Source organism: Hymenobacter elongatus (genome assembly GCF_004745955.1).
GTDB classification, from domain to species: Bacteria; Bacteroidota; Bacteroidia; order Cytophagales; family Hymenobacteraceae; genus Hymenobacter; species Hymenobacter elongatus.
Genome location: NZ_SRLD01000023.1, coordinates 67,926 through 88,093, shown reverse-complemented (window position 1 = coordinate 88,093; position 20,168 = coordinate 67,926). Strand labels below are relative to the sequence as shown.

The 20,168-nt window shown below is 60.3% G+C and carries 17 protein-coding genes; 12 read left to right on the top strand and 5 right to left on the bottom strand.

Annotation, left to right across the window (positions count from 1 at the left end; all coding sequences use genetic code 11):
- Positions 1–470: 470 nt before the first annotated feature.
- Positions 471–2,372, bottom strand: a complete 1,902-nt coding sequence (locus E5J99_RS12785; RefSeq protein WP_135498197.1) for a CHRD domain-containing protein — start codon at positions 2,370–2,372, stop codon at positions 471–473.
- 227 nt (positions 2,373–2,599) lie between these two features.
- Between E5J99_RS12785 and E5J99_RS12780 the strand changes: the two genes are divergently transcribed.
- Both E5J99_RS12780 and E5J99_RS12775 read left to right on the top strand, forming a co-directional pair.
- The gene (locus E5J99_RS12780; protein WP_135498196.1) at positions 2,600–3,076 is read left to right on the top strand and encodes a nucleoside deaminase; all 477 of its coding nucleotides are present in this window, start codon (positions 2,600–2,602) and stop codon (positions 3,074–3,076) included.
- Between the two features lie 77 nt (positions 3,077–3,153).
- The gene (locus E5J99_RS12775; RefSeq protein WP_135498195.1) at positions 3,154–3,456 is read left to right on the top strand and encodes a hypothetical protein; all 303 of its coding nucleotides are present in this window, start codon (positions 3,154–3,156) and stop codon (positions 3,454–3,456) included.
- A gap of 194 nt (positions 3,457–3,650) precedes the next feature.
- On the opposite strand, the gene ffh is transcribed toward E5J99_RS12775, so the two are convergent.
- From ffh to E5J99_RS21295, 3 genes are all read right to left on the bottom strand, one after another.
- Positions 3,651–4,994, bottom strand: coding sequence for a signal recognition particle protein (ffh, locus tag E5J99_RS12770; RefSeq protein WP_135498194.1), 1,344 nt, complete (start codon positions 4,992–4,994; stop codon positions 3,651–3,653).
- Positions 4,995–5,183: 189 nt separating this feature from the next.
- Positions 5,184–5,798, bottom strand: coding sequence for a ferritin-like domain-containing protein (locus E5J99_RS12765; RefSeq protein ID WP_245318941.1), 615 nt, complete (start codon positions 5,796–5,798; stop codon positions 5,184–5,186).
- The gene (locus E5J99_RS21295) at positions 5,767–5,991 is read right to left on the bottom strand and encodes a hypothetical protein (RefSeq protein ID WP_167852106.1); all 225 of its coding nucleotides are present in this window, start codon (positions 5,989–5,991) and stop codon (positions 5,767–5,769) included. Before E5J99_RS21295 ends, E5J99_RS12765 begins: the two co-directional genes overlap by 32 nt.
- A 244-nt stretch (positions 5,992–6,235) precedes the next feature.
- On the opposite strand from E5J99_RS21295, the gene E5J99_RS12760 reads away from it, so the two are divergent.
- The gene (locus E5J99_RS12760) at positions 6,236–7,534 is read left to right on the top strand and encodes a glycosyltransferase family 4 protein (protein WP_245318938.1); all 1,299 of its coding nucleotides are present in this window, start codon (positions 6,236–6,238) and stop codon (positions 7,532–7,534) included.
- Positions 7,535–7,753: 219 nt separating this feature from the next.
- On the opposite strand, the gene E5J99_RS12755 is transcribed toward E5J99_RS12760, so the two are convergent.
- Positions 7,754–9,598, bottom strand: coding sequence for a hypothetical protein (locus E5J99_RS12755; protein ID WP_135498193.1), 1,845 nt, complete (start codon positions 9,596–9,598; stop codon positions 7,754–7,756).
- Between the two features lie 214 nt (positions 9,599–9,812).
- Between E5J99_RS12755 and pseB the strand changes: the two genes are divergently transcribed.
- The 9 genes from pseB (at position 9,813) to E5J99_RS12710 (ending at position 20,126) form a co-directional block, all read left to right on the top strand.
- Positions 9,813–10,832 (top strand): UDP-N-acetylglucosamine 4,6-dehydratase (inverting), encoded by a 1,020-nt coding sequence (gene pseB, locus E5J99_RS12750; RefSeq protein ID WP_135498192.1) that lies wholly within the window; start codon positions 9,813–9,815, stop codon positions 10,830–10,832.
- Positions 10,833–11,219: 387 nt separating this feature from the next.
- A complete protein-coding gene (pseC, locus tag E5J99_RS12745) occupies positions 11,220–12,371 on the top strand; it encodes a UDP-4-amino-4,6-dideoxy-N-acetyl-beta-L-altrosamine transaminase (RefSeq protein WP_135498191.1) in 1,152 nt (383 codons plus the stop codon).
- Between the two features lie 4 nt (positions 12,372–12,375).
- Positions 12,376–13,119, top strand: a complete 744-nt coding sequence (locus E5J99_RS12740) for a cytidylyltransferase domain-containing protein (protein ID WP_135498190.1) — start codon at positions 12,376–12,378, stop codon at positions 13,117–13,119.
- Positions 13,119–14,612, top strand: coding sequence for a UDP-2,4-diacetamido-2,4,6-trideoxy-beta-L-altropyranose hydrolase (gene pseG, locus E5J99_RS12735; RefSeq protein WP_135498189.1), 1,494 nt, complete (start codon positions 13,119–13,121; stop codon positions 14,610–14,612). The genes E5J99_RS12740 and pseG overlap by 1 nt, the downstream gene beginning before the upstream one ends.
- A gap of 8 nt (positions 14,613–14,620) precedes the next feature.
- On the top strand, positions 14,621–15,673 hold the full coding sequence (pseI, locus tag E5J99_RS12730) for a pseudaminic acid synthase (protein ID WP_135498188.1): 1,053 nt from the start codon (positions 14,621–14,623) through the stop codon (positions 15,671–15,673).
- A 46-nt stretch (positions 15,674–15,719) separates the two neighbouring features.
- Positions 15,720–16,667: an acyltransferase gene (locus E5J99_RS12725; RefSeq protein WP_135498187.1), complete on the top strand. Its 948-nt coding sequence runs from the start codon at positions 15,720–15,722 to the stop codon at positions 16,665–16,667.
- Positions 16,654–17,358 (top strand): PIG-L deacetylase family protein, encoded by a 705-nt coding sequence (locus E5J99_RS12720; protein WP_167852110.1) that lies wholly within the window; start codon positions 16,654–16,656, stop codon positions 17,356–17,358. The genes E5J99_RS12725 and E5J99_RS12720 overlap by 14 nt, the downstream gene beginning before the upstream one ends.
- 16 nt (positions 17,359–17,374) lie before the next feature.
- Positions 17,375–18,673: a glycosyltransferase family protein gene (locus E5J99_RS12715; RefSeq protein ID WP_245318936.1), complete on the top strand. Its 1,299-nt coding sequence runs from the start codon at positions 17,375–17,377 to the stop codon at positions 18,671–18,673.
- Between the two features lie 97 nt (positions 18,674–18,770).
- Positions 18,771–20,126 carry a DUF7033 domain-containing protein gene (locus E5J99_RS12710; RefSeq protein ID WP_135498185.1) on the top strand — a complete coding sequence of 452 codons (1,356 nt, stop codon included), beginning with the start codon at positions 18,771–18,773 and terminating at the stop codon, positions 20,124–20,126.
- Positions 20,127–20,168: the final 42 nt, after the last annotated feature.

Genomic DNA, 20,168 nt, shown 5'->3' with positions numbered 1-20,168 from the left:
AAGGGGATGAGCCTTCGGGGTATGCACCGGCAGCAGCGGCCGCAGACGCTCCCACAAGGCATCGGAAATGATGAATTCTTGAGTCGTTGCCATACCCGAAAATAATGCCTATTTGGATAGGCTCTAAATGCCTACGATTCCGGTAGTAGGTAGCTGAGCAAAACTGGCTGATGAAAGTACGCTTAGTACATATCCCCAAACGTCACCTACAATGACAGCTAGTAAATCTGAAAGGGCATAAAAAAAGGACGCCGATACGACGTCCCCTTTTCCACAACCAAAACACCTAAAAAACTATTCTTTCAGGGATTTTAGTTACAACTTCTGTGCCAAAAGCGAAATTACTGCGCTTAAAAACACTGTTTTGAGTTTTATTTTTCGCAAATCAGCAACCTTTTTATCTTTCTTACCAACAAGGTCCCAGTACTATGGGAAGTCTTTGTCGTACAGGGTGGCGTGAAAGGCAGCGTTTACTCTTTCACAATTCGGGTTATGACTTTCGCGCCTGCTGCTGCCACGGTTACCAAGTACATGCCCGGCTTCACTTGCGGCAACGCAATACGGTGCGCATTGGCTCCTGGTCGAACCTGAATGCTCTGGGTTACTACCGACCGGCCCAGCACATCCGAAACCTGAACGATACCAGCACCGGCACTGCGGGCTTCGAACGTCAGGGTAACTTCGTTCTGGAAGGGGCTTGGATAGCTGGCAAACGTCTCGGCGGCTAAGGCAGCAGACTGAGTTTTCAGCACTAGCTGCAGATTACGAGCCCCACGGAATACCTGACCGCGAATCTCGCCGCCCGGGAACTGGGCAGTGTGCAGGTTCACGTACATACTGTCGCGACGGAACTGAACCGAGCGGCGTAGCGTGAACGGACGGGCCGCATTAGGGGCCCCGTTAGCTGTTGGCTGCCAGTAGCCCTCGGCAGCGGTGGGGGCAGTAGTGCTGTTGAAGAAAGGCGTCAGCTCAAATACGACCGGCCCGGCCTGGGTGCGCAGGCCAGTATGGAAATGCCCGGCTTGCGCGGGCCCGGTGAGGCCGCCCCACGAGAGCATAAAGTGGGCGTTGCTCTGGTCGCGGTCTATCGAAACCAGGCCCGAACCGTAGCCGGGCGAGTTTACCGGGTTGGGCCGCTCCTGGGTGCCATTCAGGGCAAAAGTATAGCCCTCGCGCGCCAGCCGGTATACCTGACCCCGGATTTCGCCGTTGGGCAGCGCGGCCGTGGCTAGCTGCAGGTTGATATTACCAGCCAGCAAATCCCGACCCAGTGCGCCGTTGCCAGCGTTTAGCCCCGTAAAGATTACGCCCAGGAAATCGTTCTGAATGAGTGTTACCAGCTCATTGCTGGCTCGCACGGCCGGCGAGGTGGCCTGGCCTACTGGCGCAGTATACAGAATGGCCGAGGTGACCGGACCACTCAGCCCGGCGTAGGTAGCAAACACGGTCATAGAATCGAGCGTGGGGCTCAGCCGCAATATGGCAATGCCCATACCAAGGGAAGAGCGCCCGCCTACCACCTGCGAGCTATCCAGGCGGGCGTCGAAATTAATGTTATTACGGTCCTGGAAGATCCGCCCGCGAATCTCACCCCCGGCATTGGCCGCCGTCGTTACGTTGAGATAGAGCATGCCGGCCTCAAAAGCAGTCAGCAACGCAGGTGTAGTAGGAATTTCTCCGGCAATAGCATTCCTGTTATTGGAGTTTATGAAAGAGGTCAGTGGCAAAGCCAGAGTTCCGGCCGTGGTATTCGTTGCATCACGCAGCTCAACCCCAGTAATGGCACCGCTCAGGCCCCGAACGACGGTTTGAAACTTGATTTTGGTTTTGTCCTGCGACAAAGCGAAGGCCCCGAAACCCGAAGCCATGGTACTAACAGCGGGCACGGCACCGGGGCCGCTTAGCTGGGTAATGTAGGCGAAGTCTTTTTCCAGCTCGATCTGGCCTCTGATTTCCCCGCCAGGGTTGGCCGCCGTATGAATATTGATGTAATAGGCTCCCAGCAAGTATTTGCGCCGCTTCGAAACGTCGAATTCGGAGCCGGTGAGAAAGCCCTGGAGCCGGTTGCCTTTCAGCATGAACACCAGGCCGCTGACGATGGGGCCGGAGATGCCCCGTGCGCCTAAGTGCACGTGCGCCCCGGTAATAGGCCCGCTGAGACCAACAAAAGAGGCTGTAATAAACAGAGTATCCCGCGTGGGATTCATCGTGAAGCTGGCCACGCCTCTGGCGGCAGTAGCCACGGCGGGCACTTCCTGCGCGCCTTCCAGCTTAGCCGACATCAGCAGATGCGGCCGCAGATGGTCTGCCCGCACGATGCCGGAAGCCAGCATCAGCAAGCCCGTCAAAAAAAGGGTAAGATGTTTACGCATGACGCTTAAAATGAGGTGAACAAAAAGCTAGTAGCCTCAGTAGCTGATTAGCCACTCGCAATAACCAACGAATTGACTGCCTTTCCTATATCATTTTTTTATCCTTTCCGATCGGCCTTTTATGCTAAGCCCCGACACCCCGACTTCTTCCCTTCTCCAGCGCGGGTTGGGCGGAGCCCGGCACCTACTGTATCTTGCGCCCTTCTTCCCTCCTATTTTTCTCCCTTATGGAAGCTCCCCGCGACGAATTTATGCGCGAAGCCATTCGCCTTTCAATTGAAAAAATGCAAGCCGGCTACGGTGGTCCGTTTGGAGCCGTGGTAGTGAAAGATGGCCGCATCATCGCGCACGGCTTCAACCAGGTAACCAGCACCAACGACCCCACCTGCCACGCCGAGGTCGATGCCATTCGCAAAGCCTGCCAGGAACTGGGCACTTTCCAGCTCGACGACTGCGACCTGTACACCAGTTGCGAGCCCTGCCCCATGTGCCTGGGCGCCATCTACTGGGCCCGCCCGCGCCGCGTGTTCTACGGCAACACCAAACAGGATGCTGCCGCCATCGGCTTCGACGACCAGTTCATCTACGACGAAATCGAGCAGCCGCTGGCCGACCGGCAGATTCCGATGACGCAGCTGCTACGCGACGAGGCACTGGCTGGCTTTCGGGCCTGGGAAACCAAGGAGGGCAAAAAGGATTATTAAGCCCTGGCAACTCCTGTTCCGCAGTTTTCGAACTTCACAAAAGGCCTCTACGGAGGCCTTTTGCTATATTACCACCTATGAAATCATATCATTTGCTCGCTGCCACCACGCTGCTACTTGTGGGCTGCGCCGAAACGCCCGAAGAAAAGAAGGCCATCATGGCCGTGGAGCAACACGTGCGGCAGCAAATCGGCAGCGAGGTGAAGACCGTACATTCGGAGGCGCACACCGGCCACCAAGAAGATGCGCAAGGCCGCAACCGCAGCGGGCACACCGTGGAGTACACATTTGAACTGGAGCGCACCCCAGGAGAGAAAGAAGAAGTTACGACCGTGTATTTCGCCGACTCTGCCGGCAACGTCACGCCGTCCACCAAATAATTTCCGGTCGTCTCCGCTGCCGATACTGTAGTATCTGCCGGCTCCGGATGCGGCGGAGCAGCAGGTTAACAAGAGCCAGAAGGTGCTGATTGTGCGGTAACGAGCTGAGGCGGCGGAGCAGGTAAGCAGGCAAAAAAACCAAAAAGGCCGAACCATGTATCATGGTTCGGCCTTTTTGATTATTCCAAGTTGAATTATTTGCCGCGCATGCCCATCATTTTGGCCATTTGCTGCATGCCGCCTTTGGTGCTGCTCATCTTATTCATGGTGCGCATCACTTTGCGCATGTCCTCGAACTGCTTCATCAGGTTGTTGACCTGCTGAATGTCGGTGCCGCTGCCTTTGGCCAGGCGCCGACGGCGCGAACCGTTCAGCACTTCCGGCGTGGCGCGCTCCTGCGGCGTCATACTCTTGATGATGGACTCGATTGGCTTGAAAGCGTCGTCGTCGATATCCACGTCCTTGATGGCCTTGCTCATGCCGGGAATCATGCCCACTAGGTCCTTCAGGTTGCCCATCTTCTTGATCTGCTCCAGCTGGGAGAGGAAGTCGTCGAAGTTGAACTGGTTTTTGCGGATCTTCTGGTTGATGCGCTTGGCCTCGTCCTCATCGAACTGCTGCTGCGCGCGCTCTACCAGCGAAATTACGTCGCCCATGCCCAGAATCCGTTGCGCCATCCGCTCGGGATAGAACATGTCCAGGGCTTCCATCTTCTCGCCGGTCGAGATGAACTTGATGGGTTTTTCGACCACGGCCCGAATGCTCAGGGCCGCACCGCCGCGGGAGTCGCCGTCGAGCTTGGTGAGCACCACGCCGTCGAAGTTGAGCCGGTCGTTGAAGGTTTTAGCCGTATTTACCGCGTCCTGACCCGTCATAGAGTCCACCACAAACAGGGTTTCCGACGGGTTGATGGCCCGCTTCACGGCCTCGATTTCGCGCATCATCTGCTCATCCACGGCCAAGCGGCCGGCGGTGTCGATGATGACTACTTTCTTGTTGTTCTTTTTGGCGTAGGCAATGGCGTTCTGCGAAATCTCGACCGGGTTCTTGTTGTCCGGCTCCGAGTACACCTCCACACCTACCTGCTCGCCCAGCACTTTCAGCTGGTCGATGGCGGCTGGGCGGTAGATGTCGCAGGCCACGAGCAGCACCGTGCGGTTCTGCTTTTTGATGAAGGTAGCCAGCTTGCCGGCGAAGGTCGTTTTGCCCGAGCCCTGCAGGCCCGAGAGCAGAATCACGGCCGGGTCGCCCTTCAGTACCACGTCTTCCTTGGTGCCGCCCATGAGCTGGGTCAGCTCGTCGTACACGATTTTGGTCATCAGCTGCCCCGGCGACACGGTGGTCAGCACGTCGCGGCCCATGGCCTCGTCCTTAATCTTGTCGGTGACTTCCTTGGCCACCTTGTAGTTCACGTCGGCATCGACCAGGGCGCGGCGGATTTCCTTGATGGTCGCCGCAACGTTGATTTCGGTGATGCTGCCCTGGCCCTTGAGGGTTTTGAAGGCTTTGTCGAGCTTGGTACTGAGGTTATCAAACATAGGAATCTCTTTTTGTTCTGGGCAGGATGCCGGACCGGATTTGCCCGGTTTGCGGCAAAGCGCCAGCAGGCGGAAAGGGCAGCCGACGAAGCCGGAACTACAAAGGTCGGTTATCGCAGGAAATAAATGGTAATAGTCGGCGACGGAATCACCTGCAACGCCTTATTTCCGGCCGGGCCAAGGGCCATTTTACGCGAGTCCGGATACGTCGAGCTTGGAACCAGCCACCAGAAACACATTAACCAGGGCCGCCACTTCCGCCGGGCTCTTCGCACTGTCGAGTCCATAAACGTCATCCACGACATCCGCGCTGGCAAAGGAATCAGGCGTAATAAGGTCCCGCACATAGGTGGAGTGTCGGGCTTCCACCGACACTATTTTTCCCATAATGACCAGGTACGCCGCGTTGCTCAGAAATTTGGCCGCGCCGTTGTGAGCCGCCACCCCCAGGTCTTCGAAGGTGCGGGCCGCGTTGAGCACGGAAGCACGCTTGGTGAAGTCGATGGTATCGAAAACCGGTGTCAGATCCGGGATGATCTTCCCGGGAGCATCCCGATTGATAACCACTTTAAAAAAGTCGCGGTGAATGGCCTCGTGGGCGGCTATTTGCGTGAAATTTTCCCGTTCGGCAACGAAGAAGTCAGCGGGAGGCGCGGCTTTCACCCACGCGTAGAAAGCGGCTTCTAACTGTTCCAGGGCATAAGCGTAGTCGAGTACGCCCAGGTCGCCGGTGCCGACGTTGACAAACTGAGGCAGCACCGTAAACGGCGTGCTACTGGTGCCCGTACCGCTGGGCGTCGTCACGATGAACAGCCCGGTTTGGGCCGTAGTGGCTACCGGTAAGCGTAACGGCAGCTCCCGCCAAGGCCAACGAAGGCGTGAAGCTGGTAATGGTGCTGGCCGGCGGCAGTACGGTGAAAGCAGTACCGGTAGCGGCCGTGGCCGGCACGGCAAGCGTGAGGCTCGTGGCGCTGACTACGGTGAAGGGTGCCGCCACGCCGTCAATCTGGCCGGCGGTGGCCCCGCTGAAATGGGTGCCCGCAAGCGTGATGGTGCACTGCGAATATTAATGGTGCACTGCGAATAATGAGATGCTAAGAGCGCTTTTCAGTCCCGTTGTCAACGAGTCGGAGGGTAAAGTCATATGCTTGCGGATTTATAAAATTAGCCGGAAAACCCCAAAAGCCCGCCGCTGCTTACCTTCGCGCTCCGAGAGTGCTCAAATTCGTCTATCCTGCCCTATGCGCCTGCTCGTCATTACGTATTACTGGCCGCCTTCGGGCGGGGCCGGCGTGCAGCGGACGTTGAAGTTTGTGAAGCACCTGCCCGGCTTTGGCGTGGAGTGCACCGTGCTGACCGTGGACCCCGAGCAAGGCGCGTATCCGGTGCTGGACGAATCGTTGGCGGCGGAAATCCCGGCCGGAGTGCGCGTCATTCGCACCAGCACTTCCGAGCCGTTTGGCAGCTACAAAAAGCTCACCGGCCGTCAGCAGATTCCCTATGGGGGCTTCGCCAACGAAAGCAAAACCAGCCTGCAGCAGCAGTTTTTCAAGTTCGTGCGCGGCAACCTGTTCATCCCCGACCCGCGCCGCGGCTGGAATGCCCACGTGCTGCGGGCCGTAGCCAACCTAATCGACCAGGAAGGCGAAATCTTTGACGCGGTACTCACCAGCAGCCCGCCCCACTCTACCCAGCTCATTGGGCTGGCCCTGAAGCAGCGCTACGGCCTGCGCTGGCTGGCCGACATGCGCGACCCCTGGACCGACATTTACTACACCAAGGAGCTGAACAAAACCCAGCTGGCGCGCTGGCTCGATGCCCGCTACGAGCGCCAGGTGCTGGAGCAGGCCGATGAAGTGCTCGTTACCAGCCCCGACACCAAACGGCTGTTTTTGGGTAAGTCGCCGGCGTTGGCAGCGGGCAAGTTTCACGTCATCCCGAATGGCTACGACGACAGCGACTTCCGGGAGCCCTCCGCGCCGCCACCCCACGCGCTGCTGATTACGCACACCGGCACAATTTCGGAAACCTACCACATCGAGCAGTTTTTGCGGGCCTGCGCCGAGTGCGCCCGGCGGCACCCCGAGGTGCCGTTACGCCTGCGCTTCGTGGGGCACGTATCGGCGGGGGTGCAGCAGCAGCTGGCCGCCGCCGGCCTCACCGACCGCACCGAGCTGATTCCCTTCGTACCCCACGATGAGTCGGTGCGCTACCTGCTGCGGGCTACGGTGCTGCTGATGGCCATTCCCGACGTCGACCACAATTTCGGCATTTTGCCAGGCAAGGTATTCGAGTATCTGGCGGCCAATAAACCTATTATCTGCATCGGTCCGGTGGGCTCGGATGCCGATAATCTGCTGCAGGAATGCGGGGCGGGTCATTCGTACGCCTACGATGCCTACGACACGATGCTGGAGTATCTGGAGGAGCTAACCCGGCAGTGGCAGCAAAATGCCAACCTGGATTTGCCGGCCCTGAACCATACCATGTACTCGCGCCGCGCCCTGACGCAGCAACTGGTAAAGCTGATTGTAAAATAAATGCATCCTACCAGCCCGTCACACTGAGCGAAGGCGAAGCATCTCTACCACACTGGTAATTAGAGCGTGTTTAGGAATTGTCATGCTTGATCTGACGTCCGCGGAGTCGAAGCATCTCTACCGCAGTGCTAATCAATTGGCATTGCAACGAAGCGGTAGAGATGCTTCGACTCCGCGGACGTCAGATCAAGCATGACCTTCTATTCTACTACCACTTACCTACTGCCTGCGCAGCTTCCCCAGCAGCCCCTTGAGCTTGGCCGGGACCCGGCTGGCTACTTCGGCCCGCAAATCGACCCAGGTGGAGCGGGCCAGCTGCCGGCCCTGCCACTGGCCAATGGCCTCGGCAGTATGCTGGGCCAGGGTACGGTAGTGCTGCCGCTGGTAGTGGCGCAGGTTGTTGGTGACATCGGCGGGCATGCGCACAAAGTCGCGCACGTCGATAAGGAAGCAATTTTCGGCCGTGGCCACGAAGTCAGCTAATGCTTGGTTCATTTGCCGATGCCGCTCTTTGGCCCCAGTTTCGCCCGAACCGGGCACATCTATTTCAGCCCCATTGAGGAAGAAAATCGGCGTCGCGGCGGGCAGTTGCTGCCGTAGCCAGTGCAGGTTTTCCTGAAACCCTGCTACCGAAATCGGGCCTTCGAAGGTGAATTCCTGCTGAAAGCGGCGCAGAAAATCCGCATCCATCCCCTGAAAGCGGCGCTGGGCATAGTTGGTGGCCTGCGCCACTGGGTCTACCGTCGTCAGGTTTTGGTAGCCGCCGAAGGGAATTTCCAGCCCAGTGGTGTTTTCGCGGTACACGTCCTGGGTATAGTCCATGAGCGGACTGTAGACCAGCACATCGTACTCGGGGTTCCAGAGCGTGGTATCGAAGGCTTCCCGGCCCAGAAACGGCAGCGTGGTGGCCAGCCGCTGCCGTTCGGCAGCGGGCAGCTCCCGGCCCTGCCGGAGCAGAATCGTATGCTCCACGTGCACCGGAATCTGGTTTTCATTCACGAAGTTGAACTCTTCCGCCACCGTGAGCTGGTAGGCGTGCAGAAACGGCGTCAGCTGCCCTAAGTCACAGCCACCTTTTAGCAGCACGCGCAGGCGGCCGGCGGCTGGCTGGGGCGGCGCACCAGCGGCGTCGGCGGCTGCTGGCGTTTCCACGGTAATCCAGTCGGGCGTATCGTGCTTGTTAAGCTCCGTAGCGACTTCCCCCTGCACTGCCAACGCCGGAAACCCCAGCCATGCGTAGGTGAACTGCTCGATGCCCAGATGCAGAATGCGGCAGGAAAAGACGAGCTGCGCCAAGCGGTTTTCCGGCTGATTCAGGCAGTACACGCCTACTAGGCCATAGTCGCCGAAGCGGTCTTGTACCCGCACGGTGCCCCAGCGCTGCCGGGGGTCTTGCATGGCAGCCCGCAGGCTTTCTTTGCTAACGCGCTGCTTGGTGAAATTCAGCTGGTTGGAGCGGTTAATCAATTCCTCAATCCGGTCGAGGTCGGGCTCGATGGCGGCTCCTACCCGGAACTGAATCCGGACCTGGGAGTCGCGCAGAAACGCCAGATTGTTTTGGTAGCCGGAGCGGGCCTGCTGCTGGCGCTCCAGCAGCTTGTATTGCTCCAGGCGGCCGAAGGTGGGGTCGGGCTTGCCACTGGCGCGCAGCAGTGGCGCCAGCCGGGCCAGGTCGGCGGGGTCGGCCACTTGCAGGCCGGCGTTGTAGAACAGCGCCTCGGCCCGGTTGATGGGGTTATCGTCCAGAAACAACGCGTTGGGAGCCCGCAACTGCATTTTTTCCAGCAACTCTTTAATAATCGGCCCTTTGGGCTGCCAGCTGATCTGGGGAAACACGAACAAGTCGCGGATTCCCAGCTCGGTCAGCTTGGCCTCGGCCGGGGCAAAGTCGTTTTTGGAAACGATGGTGTGCACGATGCCCCGGGCGGCCGTTTCGCGCACCAGCGCCAGATGGTCGGCGACGGCCTCAATGCCTCCTTCCGACAAGGTGCCGCGCCAAAAGGTGTCGTCCAGGTCCCAAATAACGAGTTTGACAGGCTCGGGGAAGGTAAAATCGGTGGTCATGCTTTATCTGTCGTCCGCGCAGGCGGAGCATCTCTACGCAGTGGTAATCATAAGAACAGAACAACGAGGCGGTAGAGTGCTTCGACTGCGCGGACGCCAGATGAAGCAGGACGAGCCTGAAAAGGAGCCGGCCCACAAAAGTACGGAAGCTAGGGCGGGAATGCCTACTTTTGCCCTCCTTTCGCCCGCTGGGTGCCACGGCTTTCCTCTTTTTATGAGCCTCGACTTAAATCACAAATCCATTCTGGTAACGGGTGGTACCGGTTCTTTCGGCAAAAAATTCGTCCAGACCGTTTTCGAGCAGTTTCCGCAGGTGAAGCGCCTGGTGGTGTTCTCGCGCGACGAGCTGAAGCAGTACGAAATGTCGCAGGTGTTTCCGCACGAGAAGTACCCGGCCATCCGCTATTTCATCGGCGACGTGCGCGACGGCGAGCGACTGAAGCGCGCCTGTGAGGGCATCGACGTGATTGTGCACGCCGCCGCCCTCAAGCAGGTGCCCGCCGCCGAGTACAACCCGATGGAATGCATTAAGACCAACATTTTCGGGGCTGAAAACGTCATTAACGCCGCCCTCGACTCGGGCGTGAAGCACGTGGTGGCCCTGAGCACCGACAAGGCGGCCGCGCCCATAAATCTGTACGGGGCCACCAAGCTGTGCTCGGACAAGCTCTTCGTGGCGGCCAACAACATGAAAGGAGCCCGCGACCTGCGCTTTTCGGTGGTGCGCTACGGCAACGTAATTGGCTCCCGGGGCTCGGTGGTGCCGTTTTTCCTGCAGCGCCGCCACACCGGCGTCTTGCCCATCACCCATCCCGACATGACGCGCTTCAACATTTCGCTGGAGCAGGGCGTGGACCTGGTGCTGTATGCCCTGGAGCACGCCTGGGGCGGCGAAATCTTCGTGCCCAAGATTCCGAGCTACAAAATCACGGAAGTCGCCAAAGCCATTGGCCCCGAGTGCCGGCAGGACATCGTGGGCATCCGGCCTGGAGAGAAGCTGCACGAGGCTATGATTACCGAAACCGACGCCCTGAGCACGGTGGAGCTAGCCAAATACTACGTAATTCTGCCCTTCACCCCGCGCTGGGATGTGGAAGACTTTATCCGGAATTTCCGTGGCAAGCGGGTACCAGACGGCTTTTACTACGACTCGGCCAACAACGAGGACTGGCTGACGGCCGAGCAGATCCGGGAGGAAATCCGGCTCCATGTAGACGCTGATTTTGAAGTATAATTCCGCAAAACGACTCTTGGCATCCTGACTCTTCACGCACCCAAAGAAAAGGCTCCGCAGTACTGCGGAGCCTTTTCTTTGGGTGCGTGGGTTCTGCAATCGGTTTTCAGGCGGGGAATTCCGCGGGAGGTAAGCACTCAAGCAAAAGGAACCGTAGCAAAAAAGAAGATTTTGCTCATCTGGCGTCCGCTTGTCGAAGCAGGACACGAAAGGCAAAGTCCCAAATACGCTCTTGGCAGGTAGGACACGGGTCCGGATTTCGACGAATGCCCAAAACTCCCGCTTAGCTGTTTAGTGTTCGGCAACAAAGATTGTACATTCCGTTCCCCTTCTTGCCAGTTGCCGGGGTTTTCAGAACTTTGCGCGCTTTGCTCCCTTTCTATTTCTATGCTTCCCATTCCCTACGGCCGCCAGCACATCACCGAAGCCGACATTAAGGCCGTCACCGACACGCTGCTGTCCGACTTTCTGACGCAGGGGCCGAAGGTGGCCGAGTTTGAGCAGAAGTTTGCCGCCTACACCGGAGCCCGCTATGCCGTGGCCGTGGCCAATGGCACGGCCGCGCTGCACCTGTGCGCCCTGGCCCTGGAGGTGAAACCCGGGCAGCGGGTCATTACCACGCCCATCACCTTTGCCGCCTCCGCCAACTGCGTGCTGTACTGCGGCGGCGAGGTGCACTTCGCCGATATTGATCCGGTCACCGGCCTCATCGATTTGCAGCACGTGCGCCGCTTGCTCGAAAGCCACCCTAACGGCTATTTTCACGGCCTGATTCCCGTCGATTTTGCCGGCTTACCCGTGGACCTGGAGCAGGCCCGAGCGTTAGCCGACGAGTTTGGCCTCTGGGTTATCGAAGATTCGTGCCACGCGCCGGGCGGCTTTTTCATCGACTCGCACGGCCAGCACCAGCACTGCGGCAACGGCCAGTTTGCCGATCTGGCCATTTTCTCCTTTCACCCCGTCAAGCACATTGCTACGGGCGAAGGCGGCATGATAACTACCAACCGCGCCGACCTCTACGAGAAGCTGCTGCTGCTGCGCACCCACGGCATCACGAAAGACCCGGCCAAAATGCACCGCAACGATGGCGGCTGGTACATGGAAATGCAGCAGCTCGGCTATAACTACCGCATGCCCGACATGCTTACCGCCTTGGGTATTAGCCAGCTACAGCGGGCCGAGGAAGGCCTGGCGCGCCGCCGGCAGCTGGCCGGCCGCTACGACCAGGCGTTTGCCGACATGCCGCAAGTGCAGCCGCTGGCCGGGGCCGCCGGCCACGCCTATCATCTGTACGTTATTCAGGTAGCCGACCGCAAAGAGTTGTATGACTTCCTGCGGGAAAAGCAGATTTTTGCCCAGGTACACTACATTCCGGTTCACACCATGCCCTACTACCAGGAGCTGGGCTGGCAGCCCGGCGACTTTCCGCTGGCCGAGGCGTATTACGCGCAGTGCCTAAGCATTCCGCTGTTTCCGTCCCTCACCGATGACCAGCAGCACTACGTCGTCGACTGCATCCGGGAGTTTGTTCAGCGCTAAGCTCATGGCTGATTTTCCCGCGGCTCCTCGCATCGGCATCATTTCGCAAGCCCGCATGACCAGCACCCGCCTGCCCGGCAAAGTGCTGATGCCTGTTGGGGGCCAGCCGCTGCTGCACTACCACGTGGCCCACTTGCGCGAAGCCAAGTTGCCGCTCTACCTGGCCATCACGACCAACGCGGCGGATGACGTCCTGGCTGATTTCGCGGCGCGGGAGGGCATTCCGGTTGTGCGGGGCAGTGAAGATGACGTGCTGAGCCGCTACTGGGCCTGCGCGGTGCAGTACGATTTGGACATCATCGTGCGCGTCACATCTGACTGCCCCCTGCTCGACGGCCCGCTACTTCGGCGGGGTGTCGAGGAATATATTCGGCGGGCCGATGCGCGGCTGTACCTCTCCAACGTGCTGGAACGGACCTTCCCCCGGGGCCTGGATTTCGAGATTTTCTCGCGGGAGCTGCTGGCCGAAGCCTTTCACGCTGCCACCCTGCCCAGCGACCGGGAGCATGTGACGCCCTATATTCACCAGAACTGCTCGGGCCGGGTGCGCTTCGAGCACATCACCCGCACCCCCGACCGCAGCCACTACCGCCTTACCGTGGATACGGCCGAGGATTTACAGCTTATTCAGGCCCTTATTAAGCAACACAATGCCCACCAGCTCTCTACTGGCGAGCTACTTGCACTGCTGGACGCGCACCCCGAGCTGGTGGCTCTGAACGCGCACATCGAGCAAAAGAAAGTGTGATGCCGGACGCGACTCCACGGGTTATTTTTCGGGCCGATGGCAACTCCACGATGGGCCTGGGCCATGTGGTGCGCTGCCTGGCGCTGGCGGCCATGCTGCAGCCCGATTTCGAGTGCATCTTCGCCATTCACGCGCCCGAGCCCCAGGTGCAGGCCCAGATTCAGGCCGTGTGTCGGCAGGTATGGCGTATTCCCGCTTTCCCCGAAAAACGGCAGGAAGCCGACTGGCTGTTGGCCCAGCTCCAGCCCACCGATATACTGGTGCTGGACGGCTACCACTTTGGCCCCGGCTACGATCATACCTTTTGGGCACGCCAGCAGCCGGTAGTCTGGCTCGATGATGTAGCTACTCAGTTTCTGTGGGCAGATATGGTCATCAACCACGCCGGCGGAATCAGTCCGGACACCTACGCCGACAACACCGTGCCCGGAGCCGAGCGGTGCCTGGGCCCGGCGTATGCGTTGCTGCGGCAGCCCTTTCAGCTGGCGGCCCAACAACCCGTGGCGCAGCCCGATACCGGCCGCATTTTTCTGAATATGGGCGGTGCCGACCCCGAAAACCACACGCTGGCGCTGCTGAAGCAGCTGCGGCACCAGTTTCCAGAGAAGAATGTGGAAGTGGTTACCGGGGCCGCGTATCCCCACCAGGCTGAGCTGGAGCAACAAACCCAGGGGCTGCCTGGCGTAATCCTGCACCACAACATCACCGCCGGGCAGTTGGCCGAAATCCTGCGGCGCTGTGGCCTGCACGTGTGCCCGCCCAGCGGCATGGCCTACGAGTGCTGCGCTGTGGGCGGCTTGCTGTTGCTGCACTCCATTGCCGGTAATCAGCATCGACTGTTCTCCTATCTGACCGCAAACAGCCTGGCCCGCCCCTATACCGACCTGCTGGAAATCGAGGACTCGCGGCTGCCAACGCTGGCCCGGGAGTCGGTGCAGCGCCAGCGCCAGGTATTTGATGGAGCCGCCGGGCCGCGCTTCCGGCGCGTGTTTGCAGCCTTGCATACAACCGGCCAGCTCACGGTGCGCCGCGCCCGGGCCGCCGATGCGGCGCAGTATTTTGCCTGGGCTAACGACCCGGATGTGCGCCGCAATGCTATTCAGACCGAGCCTATCGAATGGGCCACGCACCTGGGCTGGTTTTCGCGCCGCCTGGCCGATGCCGACTCGGTGCTGTACGTGCTTGAGCAGGCAGGCGTGGCCGTCGGCCAGGTGCGTATCGAATTTATGGGCTCCGAAGGCACCATTGACTACTCCGTGGCAGCCAGCCGCCGTGGGCAGGGGCTGGGCGTAGCCATCCTGCGCCGGGCCCTGGGCCAGCTGCGCCGCGACAACCCGGCCGCCTGGACGCTGCTGGGGCAGGTGAAATCGGGTAATCTTGCTTCCTGCCGCGTGTTTCAGCGGTTAGGATTTACTCCGGCCCCCGCCGTGCGGCTGCACGACGAGCACTATGACGTATTTCGGCTGGCGGTAGCTGCCGCCCCCGTTTTTTGACCTCCACCATGCAGAATATTATCCTGGGTAACCACCAGATTGGCGCCGGACACCCGCCGTTTATCATTGCCGAAATGTCGGGCAACCACGGCCAGTCGCTGGAAAAAGCCCTGGCCATCGTGGATGCCGCCGCCGATGCTGGCTGCCAGGCCCTGAAAATCCAGACCAGCACCCCCGACATGCTCACGCTCGACAGCCGGGAGCCCGACTTCATTGTGCGCGGGGCTAACGATGATTGGGAAGGCCAGTCGCTGTATGAGCTCTACACGACCAACCATACGCCGTTTGAGTGGCACGCGCCCATTTTTGCCCGCGCCGCCGAGCGGGGCATGGTGGGCTTCAGCTCCCCGTTTTCGGTGGAGGCCATCGACTTTCTGGAAAGCCTGAACTGCCCGGCTTACAAGATTGCCTCCTTCGAAAACAACTGGCCCGACCTAATCCGGCGGGCGGCTCGCACCGGCAAGCCCGTTATTATCTCCACCGGCATGGCCGACTTGGCCGACCTGGAGCGAATGGTGCGCATTGTGCGCCAGGAAGAAGGCAACAACCAGCTGGTGCTGCTGAAGTGCACCAGCACCTACCCGGCCCAGCCCCACAACACCAACCTGCACACTATTCCGCACCTGCGGGCCTTGTTTGGCTGCCACGTGGGCCTCTCCGACCACACAATGGGCACCGGCGTGAGCGTGGCCGCCACGGTACTCGGTGCAACGGTTATCGAAAAGCACCTCACCATCCGGCGGGCCGATGGCGGGCCCGACTCGTCGTTTTCGATGGAGCCCGCCGAAATGGCGCGGCTCGTGCAGGAGTGCGGACAGGCGCAGCAGGCATTGGGCGGCGTATTTTATGGCCCCACCGAGGCCGAGAAAAAGTCGCTGGGCTTCCGCCGCTCTGTTTATGTGGTGCAGGACGTGGCGGCCGGCGAGGTGCTGACGCCGGAAAATATCCGTGTTATCCGGCCGGGCCACGGCCTGGCCCCGCACTACCTGCCCGAAGTACTGGGCCGCCCCGTGCGCCGGGCCATCCGGCGCGGCACCGCCCTCACCTGGGACGCGCTGTAGGCCTGAGCGCCGCCACCAGCCCGCCTGATTTACTACCTTCACGGCTATGGAAATCCGGAAATTCGACAACGGCAGCTACATCATTGCCGACCACCTCTCGATTGGCAGCAACTTCCGCATAGGCTCCAATACTACCATTCGGGCCACTTCCTGCGTTATCGGCGACGATGTGGCGGTGGGAGCCGGCAACACGTTTCTCATCGGCCAGGAGCTACGCATCGGCAACCTGACCATCTTCGGCAACGCCAACAGCCTGACGGCCCGCACGGTGCATGTCGGCGAGTACGTGTACTGGGATTCGAATGTGGTGGTGGGCCACGGCGGCAAGTTCAGCGAGGATGCCCACCTGCGCGTGGGTTCCTATTCCATGATTTGTGCCCGGATTACCCTCAACGTCAACCACGCCATCAGCATCGGCGAGTACGTGGGCATTGGCGAAGATGTGGCCGTGTGGACGCACGGCTCCTACCTGCCGGTGCTGGAGGGCTTCCCGGCTGATTTCGGCCCCGTGAGCATCGGCGACAAAGTATGGCTGCCGGCCAAATCGACGGTGCTGCCCAACCGCCGCATCGGCAACAACGTGGTGATTGGGACCAACTCGCTTATCAACAAAGACCTGCCCGATGGCTGCCTGGCCGGTGGGATTCCGGTGCGAATTCTGCGGGAAAATATGTACCCCAGTCACGACCCGGCCCGCAACGAGCAGCTCGTGCATCGCATCGTGCGGGACTACGAGCAGCTGGCGGCCTACAAGCAGCTGGCCGTGCAGCTAGCCTACGAGCCAACTACGGCTGAGCTGCGCTGCAATGGGGTCGTTTTTAACCTCGATACGATGAAAACCCAGGGAGCATTTACGGCCGTGGAGGAAGACTTCCGGGATTTCCTGCGCCGCCGGGGCATTAAATTTTACACCGGCCAGCCGTTTTCGTCCCTTTTACCCGAAGAGTACCGCCGCCTGCTGGCCATTTCCCCCGATGCTGATGGAGTGGACTAATAAGAAGATTCTGGTGGTAGTAGCCCACCCCGACGATGAGCTGCTGGGCCTGGGGGCCACCATTCACCGCCTGGTGCGCCAGCAGGGCTGCACGGCCCGCGCCGTGATTCTGGGGGAGGGCATTACCTCCCGCGCCGCCGTGCGCGACCTCGAACAGTGGGCCGCCGAGCTACGCGTGCACCGCGGCAACATCGGGCGGGCCGCCGAGGCTATCGGCTACGCTTCCACCGGCATCTACGACTTCGCCGACAACCGCTTCGACTCCGTTGACCTGCTGGATTTGGTGAAAGTAGTGGAGCAGGAGAAAGAGGCATTCCAGCCCGATATCATTTTCACCCACCACGGCGGCGACACTAATATCGACCATCGGCGCACATTTGAAGCCGTTATTACGGGCACCCGGCCCTTGCCGGGCGAGCCGATGCGCACCATCATAGCCTGCGAAACGCCGTCGTCGACGGAATGGCAGGCAGCCAACTACCCGAACCCTTTTCTGCCGAACTTTTTCCTGGCCGTGGCCGAGGAAGACGTGGCCGCCAAGATTGCGGGCATGGAAGCGTACGAGTTTGAGAAGCGTGCCTACCCCCACCCCCGCTCACCGGAAGCGCTGCGCATCCAGGCCCAGCGCTGGGGCGTAGTTATCGGGCAGCCGTTTGCGGAGGCGTTTATGCTGATTCGACACATTGGATAGCTTGGCGGGGACATCTGTGCCCCCGGGCAAGGCGGGGCTTACCGAACGGCTGCGGGATATTCTCTACGTCCGGTTCACCGACCATTTTGCCTCGTTTCCGGCCCATTTGCTAGCCACTATTTCCCCGCCCAACCCAGTACGTCGCCTGGCGAAAGTACTGGGCTACACGGCGCTGCGGTTGGTCGGCAACGTGTTTCAGCCCATCCGCAATCCGGAGCCGCTCCACGGCGCGGTGTGGCTCTACGTGGTCAGCCAGAACAACTATGAGGCATTGCGCTTTATTGGCGAGGCGTTGCCTGACAGCGTGCTGGTGGCGGGCCAAAGCAAGGAAATAGGCCGCTACAACGGCGCGGTCAATCGATTGTCGTTGCGGGGTAAAATCCTGTACTACTGGCAGTTTCCACTGCTGTTGCTGCGCCTGAAGAAAACGGAAGGCACCCGGGCGTGGCGCTTTTTCGATTTGATTTTCAATGCCGTTGGCTATTACGAAGTATACGTACGGGCCTTGCGCTACTACCGGCCCCGCGCCATCGTGTTTGCCAACGACCATAACGACGACAGCCGCGCCCTGCTGCTGGCCGCCCGCGCCGCCGGCGTGCCCACGGCCTACGTGCAGCACGCCAGCGTGAGCACTCATTTCCCACCCTTAGCCTTCGATCTGAGCCTGCTCGAAGGCCAGGATGCGCTGGATAAGTACCGGCAGTGCGGCCCAGTGCGGGGCCGAGTAGAGCTGGTAGGAATGCCCAAAGCCGATGCGTTTCTGCGCGAAAAAAACCAGCGCCCAGCCGTGCAGCGCGTGGGCATTGCCATCAACACCCTGGACGAAACCGAGGCCGTAGCGGCCGCGCTGACGTTTCTGCTGCGCGAATTCCCCACGCTCACCTTCACGCTGCGCCCCCACCCCTCCGACCGGCGCGACTTCCGCTTCCTGGCCCAAAAGCATCCGCAGCTGCTGTTTTCCGATGCCCGCCGACAGGATGTGTTTGCGTTTCTGGGGGAGCAGGATGCCCTGATTGCGGCCGATACCAGCACCCATCTGGAGGCGGTGCTCCTGAACGTGGTTAGCCTCTACTACCGGTTTGGCCCCCACGGCGTGACCGACGACTATTACGGCTACGTGGCCCACGGCCTGGCCGAGCGGGCCGCTACGCTACCAGCTTTGGCCGAATTGCTGCGCCGCTACCAGCACCACAAGCCCCTCGATTTGTACCGGCGCGCTGCCTACTACAATGCCACGCTGGGCACTGCCGACGAAGGCCACAGCCAGCAACGGGCCGTGCGCCTGCTGGCCGAGTGGCTCGATTCAGCCCGGTAAGCATACCGCAATATTCTCTGCGGGAACTGCTGGTAGAATGACCAGAGAACCGCCACCCACCTAAAACTCGCGCCGGGCAGGTTACTTTGCAGACGCTATGCTGCCACCGCTCCCCATTATTGCGCCCCTCACGGCTGACATCCGGCTGGCCTACGTGCTACAACACTTCCGGCTGGCCTTTCCGGCTGCGCCCGAAATCACCATCGGCTACACCGACGCGCACGTGCAGATTGTGGAGGGCAGCGGGCAGTTTTTTGCGCAAACCCAGCCCTACCCACCAGCGCCAAATCAGCGGGAATGGCGGGGCCAGTCGTTGCCGTTCTTCTTCGACGCGGAGCCGGCCAAGCCCCTGCTGGAATTGCTGCCGCAACAGCGCGTCCTGATTCATGCTGACATCATCTCGGCGGCCTTTTACTTGCTCAGCGGCTGGCAGGAGTTTTTTTCGGAGGAGCGGGACCGGCACGGGCGCTTCCCGTACGCGGCCAGCGTGCAGCAGCAGTATGGCTTCGTGGCGGTGCCCGTCGTCAACTATTACTTCGACGTGCTGAAAACGGCGGTGGAGCATGCTACTGGCGTGCCGCTGCGCCAGCGGCGCTGGGCACACGATGCGCCCTTCGCAGCCTTCATCACCCACGATATCGACAACCTGCGCAGCGCCTGGAAAGCACCGGCCAAAAGCGCCCTGCAGCGGCGCGACTGGCGGGGGTTTGGGCAGCAGCTCTGGCGGCACTACACGCAGCCCGACGCCTGGGACAACCTGGCGCTGGTGCGGGAAACCGTGGCGGCCTACGGCGCCAAAAGCACGTTTTTCTTTCTACCCGAGCATCGGCCCGGCGCCAACGGCACGCCGAACGCCGACTATTCGGTTGTAAAAGTCTGGCCCCGAATTGCGCCGGCTCTTGCCGACTCGGAAGTGGGCTTGCACGGCAGTATTGGCCGGGCCGTGCAAGGAGCCAATTTAAAAAGCGAGGAGCACCGGCTTCAAGCGTGCCTACAAGGCCAGGTGGCGGGTATTCGGTTTCACTACCTGGGTTGGGAGCCGCGCATTACGCCCGGCATCGTGCATACCTTACGGCTTAGCTACGACTCGACTCTGGGCTTTGCCGAGCATTTTGGCTTTCGCAATTCCTATTGCCACCCTTTCCAACCCTTTGATTTCAGCCAGGGTCAGGCGTACGATTTCCTCGAAATTCCGCTTAACGTGATGGACGCCACGCTCTACCACCCCAACTACCTGAAGCTGGCGGCCGACGAAATTCTGCCCGCGCTGCAGCCCCTGTTCGAGCAGATCGAGCGGTTTGGCGGCGTGTGCACGGTGCTCTGGCACAACGAAAACTTCGACCCGGCCAATGAGCACAACGGCCCGCAGCAGTTCCATACCATCATGGAGTACCTTCGCAGCCGCCGCGTGGCCTTCGTCAACGGCCAGGATATATGCGCGACAGTAAGCTAGGCTGTGTCTGAAAAACTCAGAACAGTCCTGCTTGCTCCCGCG